Origin of the sequence: Lysinibacillus sp. FSL M8-0134 (genome assembly GCF_038069745.1) — a bacterium.
GTDB lineage: Bacteria > Bacillota > Bacilli > Bacillales_A > Planococcaceae > Lysinibacillus > Lysinibacillus irui.
This window is the reverse complement of sequence record NZ_JBBPAJ010000001.1, coordinates 309,889-323,217: the sequence shown is the minus strand read 5'-3', so window position 1 is coordinate 323,217 and position 13,329 is coordinate 309,889. Positions and strand designations below refer to the sequence as shown.

The 13,329-nt window shown below is 36.6% G+C and carries 12 protein-coding genes; 4 read left to right on the top strand and 8 right to left on the bottom strand.

The window, feature by feature from the left end; translation table 11 throughout:
- Window positions 1-8: 8 nt before the first annotated feature.
- Both pepT and MKY49_RS01775 read left to right on the top strand, forming a co-directional pair.
- Entirely contained in the window at window positions 9-1,238 is a 1,230-nt protein-coding gene (gene pepT / locus MKY49_RS01780) for a peptidase T (protein WP_341385476.1), read from the top strand.
- Between the two features lie 204 nt (window positions 1,239-1,442).
- Window positions 1,443-2,405 (top strand): DMT family transporter, encoded by a 963-nt coding sequence (locus tag MKY49_RS01775; RefSeq protein ID WP_274795396.1) that lies wholly within the window; start codon window positions 1,443-1,445, stop codon window positions 2,403-2,405.
- A gap of 392 nt (window positions 2,406-2,797) precedes the next feature.
- Here MKY49_RS01775 and MKY49_RS01770 read toward each other — a convergent pair whose 3' ends face one another.
- Window positions 2,798-3,229, bottom strand: coding sequence for a DUF4395 domain-containing protein (locus MKY49_RS01770; RefSeq protein WP_274795395.1), 432 nt, complete (start codon window positions 3,227-3,229; stop codon window positions 2,798-2,800).
- 119 nt (window positions 3,230-3,348) lie between these two features.
- Here MKY49_RS01770 and MKY49_RS01765 point away from each other — a divergent pair, with 119 nt between their 5' ends.
- Entirely contained in the window at window positions 3,349-4,059 is a 711-nt protein-coding gene (locus tag MKY49_RS01765) for a Fe-S oxidoreductase (protein ID WP_341385475.1), read from the top strand.
- A gap of 63 nt (window positions 4,060-4,122) precedes the next feature.
- Here MKY49_RS01765 and MKY49_RS01760 read toward each other — a convergent pair whose 3' ends face one another.
- Together MKY49_RS01760 and MKY49_RS01755 are read right to left on the bottom strand one after the other, a co-directional pair.
- Complete coding sequence (locus tag MKY49_RS01760; protein WP_322604858.1) at window positions 4,123-4,806, bottom strand: GNAT family N-acetyltransferase; 684 nt, start codon at window positions 4,804-4,806, stop codon at window positions 4,123-4,125.
- A gap of 11 nt (window positions 4,807-4,817) precedes the next feature.
- Entirely contained in the window at window positions 4,818-5,930 is a 1,113-nt protein-coding gene (locus tag MKY49_RS01755) for a mandelate racemase/muconate lactonizing enzyme family protein (RefSeq protein WP_341386905.1), read from the bottom strand.
- An 80-nt stretch (window positions 5,931-6,010) separates the two neighbouring features.
- On the opposite strand from MKY49_RS01755, the gene MKY49_RS01750 reads away from it, so the two are divergent.
- Entirely contained in the window at window positions 6,011-7,252 is a 1,242-nt protein-coding gene (locus tag MKY49_RS01750; protein ID WP_274795392.1) for a hypothetical protein, read from the top strand.
- 72 nt (window positions 7,253-7,324) lie between these two features.
- On the opposite strand, the gene nhaC is transcribed toward MKY49_RS01750, so the two are convergent.
- The 5 genes from nhaC to MKY49_RS01725 all read right to left on the bottom strand — a co-directional run bounded on the left by nhaC (window position 7,325) and on the right by MKY49_RS01725 (window position 13,317).
- Window positions 7,325-8,773, bottom strand: coding sequence for a Na+/H+ antiporter NhaC (nhaC, locus tag MKY49_RS01745; RefSeq protein ID WP_341385474.1), 1,449 nt, complete (start codon window positions 8,771-8,773; stop codon window positions 7,325-7,327).
- A gap of 276 nt (window positions 8,774-9,049) precedes the next feature.
- Window positions 9,050-10,159: an amidohydrolase gene (locus tag MKY49_RS01740; protein ID WP_274795390.1), complete on the bottom strand. Its 1,110-nt coding sequence runs from the start codon at window positions 10,157-10,159 to the stop codon at window positions 9,050-9,052.
- Between the two features lie 260 nt (window positions 10,160-10,419).
- Window positions 10,420-10,563, bottom strand: a complete 144-nt coding sequence (locus tag MKY49_RS01735) for a hypothetical protein (protein ID WP_274795388.1) — start codon at window positions 10,561-10,563, stop codon at window positions 10,420-10,422.
- A gap of 211 nt (window positions 10,564-10,774) precedes the next feature.
- Entirely contained in the window at window positions 10,775-12,802 is a 2,028-nt protein-coding gene (locus MKY49_RS01730; protein ID WP_341385473.1) for a TRAP transporter permease, read from the bottom strand.
- Window positions 12,799-13,317, bottom strand: a complete 519-nt coding sequence (locus MKY49_RS01725) for a DUF1850 domain-containing protein (RefSeq protein WP_322604861.1) — start codon at window positions 13,315-13,317, stop codon at window positions 12,799-12,801. The genes MKY49_RS01730 and MKY49_RS01725 overlap by 4 nt, the downstream gene beginning before the upstream one ends.
- Between the last annotated feature and the right edge of the window lie 12 nt (window positions 13,318-13,329).

Sequence of the window (13,329 nt, the reverse complement as noted above, 5' to 3'; positions counted from 1 at the left end):
CCATACTTATGAAAGAACAAGTAATTGAACGATTAATACGCTATGCAAAAATTGATACACAATCAGACTTCACAAGCGAAACAACTCCTTCTACACAAAAGCAATTTGACCTACTACATGTTTTAAAAGATGAGCTAGCCGAGATTGGTTTAACAGAGATTACATTAGATGAAAATGGCTATTTATTTGCTTCATTAGAGGCAAATACAGATAAAAATGTACCTACTATCGGTTTTTTAGCACATGTTGATACAGCTACAGACTATACAGGTACCAATGTAAATCCACAGCGTGTAGATAACTATGATGGCGGAGACATTCAATTAAATGAAAATTTAGTCATGTCCCCTACAGATTTCCCAGAGCTTAAAAATTACGTGGGTCAGACCCTTATTACAACAGATGGTACTACATTGCTAGGGGCTGATGATAAAGCCGGTATTGCTGAAATCATGACAGCAATGGAGTACCTCATTAAAAATCCTACTATTAAACATGGTAAAATTCGTGTAGCTTTCACACCAGATGAAGAAATTGGTCGTGGGCCACATAAATTTGATGTAGCTGCTTTTGGAGCAGACTATGCCTATACGATGGATGGCGGACCACTTGGTGAGTTACAATATGAGAGCTTCAATGCGGCAGGTGTAAAGGTTGTTACAAAAGGAACAAGTGTACATCCTGGTTCAGCAAAAAATAAAATGGTCAATGCTATTACAATGGCAATTGCCTTCCAAAATGAAATGCCGGCTGAAGCAGTTCCTGAAAAGACAGAAGGTTATGAAGGTTTCATTCATTTAATGGGCTTTAAAGGGGCTCTTGAACATACAGAGCTTTCCTATATCGTGCGTGACCATGATCGCCAAAAATTCGAAGAGAAAAAACAATTAATGCGCGATGCTGCAGCTAAAATTCAAGCACAATTTGGAGAACATGCTTTAAGCATTACAATTGAAGATCAATACTATAATATGGGCGAAAAAATTGAGCCTGTAAAAGAAATTGTTGATATTGCACGTGCTGCAATGGAAAAATTAGATATTACACCTAATACTTTGCCGATTCGCGGGGGTACAGATGGCTCACAATTATCTTATATGGGCTTACCAACACCAAATATTTTCGCTGGCGGCGAAAATATGCATGGGAAATTTGAATATGTATCTGCTGAAACAATGGAAAAGGCAACACAAGTTATTATTGAAATTGTTCAGCTATTTGAACAACAAACAAAATAATAGGTATATATTAGTGATCCACCCCTCACCTGTTAAAATGTCACAGATTGATTAAACTCAAAAAAATCTGGACTCGATGGGACATAATTGATAATGTTATAGTTACGAAGAAAGGTTTTTTCCTTTCTTCGTAATTTTTTCAGCATTAATTACTGAATTTTCTAATTACATAAAAGAATCTAAAACTAAAATTGAGGTGATTTTATGAAAGAAATTGCATTAGGCATTTTAGCATCACTTTTCTTTGCCGTGACCTTTATTTTAAATCATGCAATGGAAATGCAAGGTGGTAGCTGGCTATGGAGTGCGTCACTTCGATACTTTTTCATGCTACCCTTCTTACTCATCATCGTTTTTTATCGGAAAGGCTTTACTCATTTATCTGGAGAAATGAAAGCACAGCCTATAGCATGGCTACTTTGGAGCTTCGTGGGATTTGTCTTATTCTATGCGCCATTAACATTTGCTGCAGCATTTGGTCCAGGTTGGCTCGTATCTGGCACGTGGCAATTTACTATTGTTGCTGGTGTATTATTAGCTCCCCTCTTCGTTTCAGTTATTGCTGGTAAAACAGTGCGCCAAAAAATCCCTTTCATTTCTCTTCTTATTTCTTGTGTCATTTTAGTAGGTATTCTGCTAATACAAATACCTCAGGCACAATCCGTTTCATTTAGAAGTTTAATGCTTGGTATTTTACCTGTCATCGTCGCAGCATTTGCTTACCCTCTTGGAAATCGCAAGATGATGGAAGTTTGTGGGGGACGGATCGATACCTTTCAGCGTGTACTAGGCATGACGATTGCTTCATTGCCAGCATGGATCATCATGGCTATTTATGCCATATTTACTGTCGGCCTGCCTTCAGCAAGCCAAATGTTCCAATCGTTACTTGTTGGCATTAGCTCTGGAGTCATTGCAACCATATTATTTTTTATCGCAACAGACCGCGTAAGAGACCATCAAGGCAAATTAGCTGCAGTTGAGGCTACACAATCAACTGAAATTCTTTTTGTTATAATCGGTGAAGTATTATTATTAGGAATTGCCTTCCCTAACCCGCTTGCATTAGCAGGTCTTGGTGTCATCATTGTGGGCATGTTACTACATAGTTACTATACAATGATACTTGGGAGAAAAAACGCTGTTCAGCAAACTACTTCTTCGTAACATTTCACTGTGGGCGGAAGTTTTCGTTGGTCACAGATGTCATCGTCGTTCTTCCAATTCAGATCAAGAACCAAGATGCACATTTCCGTGTTAATCTTCTAAGTGATGAATAACTCCTCTAGTGGTTGCCATAGTAATTACAACAATGCGCAATGATTTTCAAAAAAAGACGACTCCATTCTAAAATTAGAATGAGTCGTCTGAGATTTTCACGTTCCCAAAAAATGAGGGGGGTTTTAGGAGCGTAATCATGAACTAGCAAACTTCTGGAGAAAAGTAGCTAAAGTTCATCCTCTCTACACTGTATTGTAGAGGAGGAATAATCTTTATACGATAATGATAATCATTATCAATTAAATTGTCAACAATTATCTAATAATTTTTTTCCTTTTTTAAAAAGATTTTTTTAACGAACGTCGATATTGCCATTGCTTCAGTTGAAAATGAAGAAAACAACCTATACAAAAACCGGCAATTGCGATGGATGAGGCTATTGCAACCATACCAGTAAAGATATAGCCTAGGACCTGCCAATCTAATAGATATCCTATTAAACCGGCTGCTAAACAAAAGCTAGCAATGCTGGAATTAAATTTCTGTTGTTGTGCATCCTCTGGTATATAGGCAGAAGGAGCTTTTTTTAAAAACAGCCTCCCAACGCGAATAATTGGGTTATAGTTGAATAAAAGGCCTAGTAAATTTGCAGCAAGAGGAATAACTAATAGCCATGTAACTCCGGTTATCCATGTAAAAATCACACTTAAAAGAATAGTCCATTGATTTAATCGAACTAGCGGTCTTGGAATGGCAAGAACCTGTGACATTATAAACCCTACCTTTCTTATATGTTTAATGTATTTTACTATATGGCATACTATTTGTGAAGCAAAATTGATTACTTTATAATGAAATTAACAGAAGTTCTAAGGAAAAGAGGATTACCATGCCAGCTTTAACGATGGATCAAGTTCAACAATTAAACTCCTATAGTATTTATACAACTGAGCCTAAGCGGACTTTATTTACATTAGCTGATATACATAAAGACTTTTACCACCCTGATTTTTTAAATCTCATGATGGGTATAACTGATGCCGCAACAGAAACTGCCGCTATTTCTCACTTTGCACGCCGCTATGGTATGTTTTTTGCTATGCAATTTTATATGCTTGCCGCTTATGACGAAGTATGGGATGGTAAGCCACTTGAATTGCGTTTCGATGCGGCCAAGGAATTCAATAGTTTTACCGTTGCCATGTTCGCTAATCCAAATGATTGGCGTTATGTCGATGAAGATGAGCGTCAAACAGTCATAGAGAAAGTCCTTTACGATGGGCATGTAATTGTCCAACAACTAAGGAAAGTAACATCGATTTCCCCTCTTACCATTTGGGAAAATTTCTTCGGATATTTGCTATGGCACTATCATGTATTGTTATCTAATCCTGGTTTAGCTGATCAAGCTATGGAGGATATTGAAATTTTAGAGGACCCTAAAACATGGGCACGCTTCTCCAACAAATCTTGGTGGGCACAATATACAGGTGGTCAAAGCCCCACAAATTTAATCAATTTGCCTGTAAGAAAATCATGTTGTTTTTCTAAAGATATCCCTGGCTTAATGGCCTGTGGTTTTTGCCCAATGAAGAAATAACTTAGAGCCTCGTAAAAAAGCCTTACCCTTCACAAAACTTTTGTGTCAGGTAAGGCTTTTACTTTATTTTTCGTATACAACAAACCAATCATTGTTATCTTCATACATAGTCGTACCAAGGAAACCTTGTTTTAAGAGTTGCTGTTGTCCAGCTATATCTCCCATTGATAGTACTTGTTTTTCAGTAAATACTGGGGACAAATCTTGTCTTAAATCTTTATAGAAAATATAACGCAGCTTATCTACGTACTTAATTTTCAAGCCTTTAATTAAGAGGTCTTGCGAGAATTTATCCTTTAAACTCGGAATATTATATGGCTTTACGGTTGAGCAAACATAGTCATATTTTTTTAAATCGATGCTATTCATCACTACAGTAGCTAATGTTTTCTGTAAGCCATAACCGCGATACTTTGGTGAAACATTGGAAATTTCTTGATATAAAACACGTTGAAAATCCTTCTCCTCAATTCCACAATCATAGCCAAGATGCTCTTCATCAATAGGTGGATTTAACAGTGCTCGAAAGGCAATCAATTGATCCTCAACATAAGCACCAATCATCATTCCATTGCCATCTAAAATATACTCAAATTCCTCTGTACTTAATGGCTGTAAAATACTTTGATCTGTTAATGCCTCATAGACCTCATGCTGCAGCTCCTCAATTTGTTGTATATGCTGAGGCGTTAATTTTGTAACAAAAAAAGGTGTCTTACCAAGCATACCTTCATAAATCTTTTCCATTTTACGCCTCCTTAAGCAGTTACAACTGTTGAAAATTTACATAATTCCTTTATTACATCTTCATCTACATCTATACCTAAGCCTGCTTCTTCGTTTAAGCAAATAAATGGAACATCATAATGCAGGTTGCCCACATCTTTAGAGAATTTTAATGGGCCTGTTAGTTCAACACTTGTCATAATTTTCTTCGAGAAAGCTACATGGAAACCTGCAGCAGAACCAACAGATGATTCAACCATAGAACCAATTTGACACTCTATACCTGCCATCTCTGCCATAACAGCAAGCTTCATAGCAGGGTAGATGCCTCCACACTTCATTAATTTAATATTCACTTTATCCGCTGCACGCTTAGCAATAATTTCACGCATTTCACGTACGCCACGAAGACCTTCATCAATCATTAATGTCACATCAGATTTTGATTTAATTTCTACCATTCCATCAATATCTTCGCTATCTACTGGCTGCTCTAACCAATCGATATTTAAATCCTTCATTGCACGTAATCCTTGTAAAGTAGTTGCTGCATTCCCCCACCCTTGATTTACATCCACACGGATAGCAATGTCTTCACCTACTCGTTCACGTACCGCTTTAATACGAGCAACATCTTTCATTACCTCTGTACCTACCTTCATCTTAAAGGAACGATAGCCCATTTCAACTCGATTAGCAGCCTCTTCAGCCATTGCTTCAGGAGCACCAATACTTAGTACATGAGTGATTGGGAATTTTTCATGATAACGACCGCCTAAAAGCTGATATACAGGTACGTTTAATGCTTTCCCAGCGATATCGAAGCAAGCGATATCTAAAGCTGCTTTGGCAGCAGGTACATCTTTCACCACTTTGTTCATTTTATCGTGTAGTTTTTCAAAGGCCATTGGATTTTCCCCGATAATCGCAGGGGCAAGTTGATGTTTCAGTACGGCATAAGTACTTTCCCATGACTCACCTGTTACATGCTCATCAGGTACAGCTTCTCCATACCCGACAATACCTGTATCAGTTGTTACTTTTAAAATAATAGAAGGCATTGTATCATATGTAGCATAACTAATGATAAATGGATCAATTAGCGGTAAATGTATAGCAAAAATTTCTACTTGTTGGATTTTCATCATAATCAGTCTCCTCTATCGTTAAATTTGTCGCTAATACGTCGCTAAATATTTAAAAAAATAGAAAAGGAACGATGCCCATGTCTACCAAAATAGCGATTATTTGTTCTAAAGCATTTATGAAGCGTATTATTAGTATCGCACAAAACGTAACCGATATTCAATTAGAATTTTATCTTTACAGGCATCCATCTGAAGCACCTACTTTGGTAAAGCAAATTAAACCATGTGATGCACTGCTATTTGGAGGTACATTACCCTATTTGCATGCTCAATCTTTACTTTCAGAAATACCCATACCTTGGAATTATATTAAACAAGATGAAACAGCCATCTCAACAACTTTTTTATCGCTAGTAGCTAAACATACTGTTCCCATCGACAGAATTTCCATTGATGTTATGAATCCAGCCTTTGTTGATAATGTTTTAGCAGAAATAGAGTATACGGGCGAAAAGCCACACGTTCAGCACATATCGATTACGGAACCGACCGAGAATATTTTACAGCGTCACATGGCCTTATGGAATACCAAAAGCATTGATTTTGTCATCACAAGTATTCATAGTGTTTTTGATGAATTACAAGCACTTCAAATACCAGCAATGCGCATGTTAGATACAAAAAATTCTATCATTCAATGTCTTGAAGAAACTAAATCTAAATCATTATTAACAAAATCAGAATCGTTTAAGGCTGTTGTGGGTCTATTAGAAATTCCAAAAGATTCATCTATAGAATCAACTATTTTAAGTCAAATTGCAAAGGCAACCTTTTCAACTTATAAGCAAATATCAGCGCATACCTTTGAGTTATATACAACAGCTGGACATCTACAAAATGCTCTAGAAAAGGAAAACCTGGAAGAGCTCATACAGCAAATCGAACAACCATTTAAACTAGCATTTGGCTATGGGCACTCCATTCTGGAAGCCACACAAAATGCTCAATATGCTTTAACATTTGCTAAACCTTCCGAAATCTATATTCTCGATGAACATAAAAGTCTATTAGGGCCTTTTCCTAATTCTAAAGGTAAAGTTTCTTTAAAAACAGATGATCCTTACGTTTTACAAATGGCAAAGCTTACCAGCCTTAGTCCGTTAAATATTTCTAAACTAATTAATTTTAGTCATGAACGTCAATCGGCACAATTTACTTCACAAAATCTTGCTGAATATTTGCAGGTAACTCGACGTACAACAGAACGTATTATCAAAAAATTAGTTGATAATGGCTATGCAAAAGTTGTAGGTGAAGAGATGACTCATCAACAAGGTCGCCCCCGCACTATTTATGAATTGAATTTTGCAACCTATTAAATAGAATTCTCGCAGACCTCATAATCTGCGAGAATTTTCTTTGAACTTGTAAGATAAAGATAATTTTAAAAATTAGTCTACCATTACCATGTTATCAGCATCATTAAATTCTTGTTCTTTTTTACGTTGCTCCGCAGCTTCTATTTCCTCTGGAGTCAGCTTAACAATCGCAAAGCCAATATATGCATAAATAATTGAAATGATTGGTACAACAAAATTAATAATAGCATATGGTGCATATTCCATAGCTCCTACACCTAAAGTACCTAAAATAAACACACCACATGTGTTCCAAGGGAAAAATACAGATGTTAATGTTCCCCCATCCTCTAATGCACGGGATAAGTTTTTAGAATGTAAACCACGTTGTTGATAAACACCTGCAAACATACGTGAAGGAACAACAATGGAAATGTATTGCTCAGAACATGTTGCATTTGTTGTAATACATGCAGCAATCGTTGAAGCGACAAGGCTACCTGTAGATTTAGCGAATTTTAACACAAGATTCATGAGAGCCTTTAACATACCTGAATATTCTAACACTCCACCAAATGTCATCGCTACAATTGTCATTGAAACCGTATTCATCATAGAGTCTAAACCACCACGATTAAATAGGTCGTCAACCATATGATTGCCTGTAGAAATTTCAAATCCTGCTTGAAGTGCATGAACAGCACTAGTTGCAGTACCACCTTGCACAAAAATTTGTAGCAAGAAACCTGAAACAATCCCGATAATTAAAGCTGGTATAGCCGGAACCTTTCTTGCCACTAATACAATAACACCAACTGGTACAAGTAATAACCAAGGTGAGATGACAAAGCTTTCTTCCATTACTTTTAGTGTTGTTAAAATTTCTTCTGATTGCATTGATATATCAGCAAATTTTCTTCCCATAATACCGAAAGCAACTAAAGCAATAGCTAATGCAGGTATTGTCGTATATAACATATGCTTAATGTGGTCAAACAAGTTAGTTCCTGTTAAGCCTGCCGCTAGATTCGTTGTATCTGATAGCGGTGACATTTTATCACCGAAGTATGATCCTGAAATAACTGCACCAGCAATCATGGCAGCTGGGATACCCATACTTAAACCAATACCCATACCTGCGACACCAATTGTAGCCATCGTCGACCATGAACTACCAATAGCTAATGACACGATTGAACATAATAGCATGATTGTCACTAAGAACCAAGCTGGAGAAATTAATTTTAAGCCGTAGAAAATCATTGTTGCTACGACTCCTCCTCCAATCCATGCGCCAATTGTCAAACCAACTAAAATAATAATGACAACTGCTGGTAATGCAAGACGTATACCCTTATACATCATTTCTTCTATTTCAGACCACTTATATCCATGTATTTTGGCAACAATTGCTGCTACAGTTGTGCCAACAATTAATGGTACGTGAGGACTTTGCTCTAATACAACTACTGTAATCAACATTGTAATAATCATAATTGCAAATGTGAGAAGTGCCCAAAATGCACTAATTTCTTTTTTCATCGTCCCATCCCCTTTTTTTGCACCAAATCCCTTTTAGGTTTTATAAAGACGCAAATAATTTTTTACGTTTTTTAGCTTAATATTCAAAAAATTAAAAGTCAACGCAAAAAAATTATGCTTCTCAAGCAAATCCCTTTATTTAAGCGTAATAAAACGCTTTCAAGTAGCATTAAAAAACCATGCAAACCCTTGAATATCCATGCATTTCAAAAAATGTTCATGCAAAAAAAGCTATATGAAAAAATAATTACATTTTTTCATATAGCTTAAATTTTTTTATTCAGGTTTTTTCTCTAATACACACGCAAGTACTTTTGCAGCATCTATCAAAGCACTTCGATCAAATGTCATCTTAGGATGATGTAAACCTGGCGTTAAGTTTGCCCCAATTCCAATCATCGCCGCTTTTAGTTCTGGTTTTTTCACAGTATAAAAATGGAAATCATCACTTCCCGGTGTAGTTATTTCATCCGCTAAATGTTCCTCACCTAATGTCTCAATTATCGCATCCTTTGCCATTTTTGCAGCAATTGGTGAAACTTCAGCACCTGGTGTGAAATCTAACCAATTCCACCCCATATCAATATCAAATTGTTGCTGTATTGATTTTAAACCAGTTTCAATTTTACTACGGAGCAATTCGAGCTGTTGATTATGCTGTGCGCGAATATCCATGGAAAAGCTTGCATTACCGGGAATAATATTTGTACTACCACCATCAGCAATAATTTTTGTTAGTTTGGCGGAGTGCGGTTCAAATGGTGATAAATGAATACTGTGTAGCATTTGTTGTACAGCCATAATGACGTCAATGGCATTTTTACCTTGATGTGGTCTTGCACCATGCGCATCAATCCCTTGAATAGTACCCTCTAAAAAATAAGCAGCACCGTGATGGATAGCTGGCGAAATTTTTCCAAGCGGCAATTCTTCAATTGGTCTTAAGTGCACACCAAATAAATGTGTTACCCCATCAACTGCTCCTCGATCAAAGGCTGCACAAGCACCATTTCCTAATTCCTCAGCAGGCTGGAAAATGAAACGAACACGATGCTTTAACGGACGATCTTTCAGTAGTAATAAGGAACCAAGAACCATTGTCATATTAGCATCATGGCCACAAGAGTGATTGGCCTGCCATTTCCCATCAACTTCTTGCCATAAAGCATCGATATCAGCACGTACAGCAACGATTTCATCACCTGTCCCAATCTCAGCTATTAAACCAGGGACATCTCCTAATAAACGGTAAGTAACCTGTAACTCATCTAGTATCGAAGCAATTTTTTTAGTTGTCTCGAACTCTTTCCAGCTTACTTCTGGATATTTATGAAAATGATCAAACCATTGATAAATCGTTTCTTCTACTGTTATAGCTTTTGACATAACTACACCTCTATACGCATTTTTGTTTCCCATTATACATGAATCTATTTCAGAAAAGTACATATGTCTTTGGACCTAAACAAAATATAATAATGATCTTATCTATAATATACTTAGAGAAAGGTGTTTACGCCTTTACGTAAATGCGTCGAGTTTTTTTAAACTTTTAGCGGAGCAATTAAGATAAAAATCGAGGCTTACAATGCAATAGGCTATGTTAAAAGTTAATATCACTTTCAACATAGCCCATCAAAAAAACATTATAAACTTGTAAAAAATCCTTCGGGATATTCTTCATACTGAATGTTCGCCATTTGCTCCTCATTGTTCTCTTCCTCTTGATGTGACTCAAACTCTTGATCCATTAAATAGGTCTCAAATTTAGAATTTAATAGTTTACCCATTGTATCACTCCTTATTTAATTGAATTTTCTGATAAAAGAATTATACAATAGGATTTTAGCAAAAAGCAATAAATAATACACATTATGCATTATAAATATAAAACCAATCTCAATATTAGATTAAAAACATAAGAAAATCTGCCCACCAACACCTGGCTATTAGTAGCCAGCTATTGATTGAGCAGATTTAAAATCTTAAGGCAAAAATTTATTAAACTGTTAGGCCAGTGTTATCATTCTGATTCCCTTTTTTATGTGATAAAAATTGAATGACAAACATCACAATAAAGATTGCTAAACCAGCCCAATCCGAAAATTTCTCTGGATAAATAAGTAATAGCCCTGCAGCAATAACAATAATTCTTTCAAACCAATATAGCTTGCGATACCAGTAACCAATAACTCCCGCACCGATCGCCACCATTCCGGTGATGGCAGTAAATACTACCCATAAAATCTGCGGAACTGTCGTATCAATCATTAATAAAGCTGGAGAAAAGACAATCATATACGGAATAATAAATGCTGCAATTGCGAGCTTCGCTGAGTTAACCCCTGTCTTGATTGGATCGCCACCAGAAATACCTGATGCCGCGAAAGCCGCTAGAGCTACTGGTGGTGTAATATCAGCAATAATACCAAAATAGAACACGAAGAAATGAGCTGATAGTAAAACAACTATCGGTACTAATTCCTGTGGTGTATTTGGCGATAATAATGCCACAATAGCTGGTGCAGCAATTGTCGATGTAATAACATAGTTTGCTGTAGTAGGTGCACCCATACCAAGAATAAGGGAAGCGATCATCACGAAAATTAATGTCAAAATAATACTACCACCAGCTAATGCTACTAAACTATTTGCTAGACTTAAACCTAATCCTGTTTTTACGACAACTCCGACTATAATCCCCGCACAAGCTGTTGCTGCTACCACACCTAAGGCAGTTCGAGCACCTTCAACCAATGCTTCAATTACATCTTTTGGTTTGAGACGTGTTTCCTTATTAAACATAGCAACACCAATTGAAATAATAATCCCATACAAAGCTGCATGCATAACTGGTGTTCCCGTTAACATCAAGACAACAATAGCTACAATTGGTAATAGAAGATATATTTTCTTAAATACCTCTTGTCGATTAGGCATTTGATCGTCTCGTAGACCTCTTAAGCCAACTCTTTTCGCTTCAAAATGCGTCATAATCCATATACCCGTAAAATATAAAAGAGCTGGAATTGCTGCAGCCTTGGCAATATCCCAATAGGTAATGCCACGCCCAATAAACTCCACCATTAGGAATGCTGCTGCACCCATGATTGGAGGCATGAGCTGACCACCAGTGGATGCTGCCGCTTCCACTGCACCAGCGAATTCCTTACGATATCCTAATTTTTTCATCATAGGAATCGTGTAGGAGCCTGATGTTACTACATTAGCAACAGAGCTACCAGAAATGGTACCTTGTAGAGCACTTGAAAATACAGCTACCTTTGCAGGACCACCAATTAATTTACCTGCTAACGCAACTGCTAAGTCATTAAAATATTGACCGACCCCTGTTTTGACAAGAAATGCTCCAAAGAGTAAAAAGACAAAAATAAACGTTGCTGATACACTAATTGGCGTACCAAATATTCCATCTGTTGTAAAGTACATGAGGTTCACAATGCTCTCTAAATCCTGACCTCTATGTGCCATAAATGCCGGGAAATACGGACCATAGTATGCATAAATTAAGAATGCAATTGCAATAATCGTTATCGGTAGTCCTACAGCACGTCGAGCAGCCTCAAGCACTAAAACAACAGCGATCAGACCAACAATAAAATCTATCTGTGTAATAGAGCCATTACGATTCACAAGCTCCGTATAGTTCATAGACCAATAAGAACCTACTGCAATAGATAATAGAGCTAATAGATAATCAAACCATGCAACTTTGTGCTTTGGCGCTTTTTTTCGAGCTGGAAATAATAGAAAAATAAGTGTCAAACCAAAGCCTAAATGAATCGTACGTTGAATTTGTGCAGGAAATTGCCCAAATATTGCAGTATATAGTTGGAACAATGAAAATGTTAGAAGACCAAAGAAAATAATATGCTTCATGACACCCGTAACTGTTCTTACATTCGATTCAATATCATACTTCTCAAGTATGGCTTGTTGCTCTTCAGCAGAAATTTGCTCAAATTCGTCTACTCGCTCTTCTTTTCGCGATTTTTCCTGTGTTGTCATTTCATCCTTACTCCTTTCCACTGTTCATAAAGCGATAGTCGCCTAATTTTAAATAAATAGGACTTTCCCCTACCCAAATCTTTTTTTAAATCATATTCCACATCTTCGTAAATCAATACAAGATCTAAATCTAAATCACCAATATAAATTGTAAAATCATCAATTATCTTGTTCTTATCAAACTGAAGTACATATTTACCATCTCTTTGAATTAAAGTTTGGTTTTCCTCCGCATAGCCAGGCATACCAATCGCCAAATCTTCATATTCCATCTCTAGCATTTGAATACGATTTCCCTGAACAGTTTGATAGGATTCCCATACATCTGATTTATGTATGGAGTGGGTATATCTTATTTGAAATTTCTGCTCAGCTGAAATGGGTATGTAGTGAACGTTCGGATGTTCCGCACGTGTTTCTGTAAAGGTGAACACCTTTTGAAGAGGAAGAAATACAAAAATGCATAGGCAAAAGCTTAATAAAGCAAATACTATAATTAATTTCCTACAACGCATATTTTTCTATTC

Coding starts and splice junctions, on each gene's coding strand:
- MKY49_RS01755 (WP_341386905.1), bottom strand. CDS start 5,930: ATGAAAATCCAACAAGTAGAAATTTTTGCTATACATTTACCGCTAATT.
- MKY49_RS01725 (WP_322604861.1), bottom strand. CDS start 13,317: ATGCGTTGTAGGAAATTAATTATAGTATTTGCTTTATTAAGCTTTTGC.
- MKY49_RS01740 (WP_274795390.1), bottom strand. CDS start 10,159: ATGTCAAAAGCTATAACAGTAGAAGAAACGATTTATCAATGGTTTGAT.
- pepT (WP_341385476.1), top strand. CDS start 9: ATGAAAGAACAAGTAATTGAACGATTAATACGCTATGCAAAAATTGAT.
- MKY49_RS01750 (WP_274795392.1), top strand. CDS start 6,011: ATGTCTACCAAAATAGCGATTATTTGTTCTAAAGCATTTATGAAGCGT.
- MKY49_RS01730 (WP_341385473.1), bottom strand. CDS start 12,802: ATGACAACACAGGAAAAATCGCGAAAAGAAGAGCGAGTAGACGAATTT.
- MKY49_RS01760 (WP_322604858.1), bottom strand. CDS start 4,806: ATGGAAAAGATTTATGAAGGTATGCTTGGTAAGACACCTTTTTTTGTT.
- MKY49_RS01770 (WP_274795395.1), bottom strand. CDS start 3,229: ATGTCACAGGTTCTTGCCATTCCAAGACCGCTAGTTCGATTAAATCAA.
- MKY49_RS01775 (WP_274795396.1), top strand. CDS start 1,443: ATGAAAGAAATTGCATTAGGCATTTTAGCATCACTTTTCTTTGCCGTG.
- MKY49_RS01735 (WP_274795388.1), bottom strand. CDS start 10,563: ATGGGTAAACTATTAAATTCTAAATTTGAGACCTATTTAATGGATCAA.
- nhaC (WP_341385474.1), bottom strand. CDS start 8,773: ATGAAAAAAGAAATTAGTGCATTTTGGGCACTTCTCACATTTGCAATT.
- MKY49_RS01765 (WP_341385475.1), top strand. CDS start 3,349: ATGCCAGCTTTAACGATGGATCAAGTTCAACAATTAAACTCCTATAGT.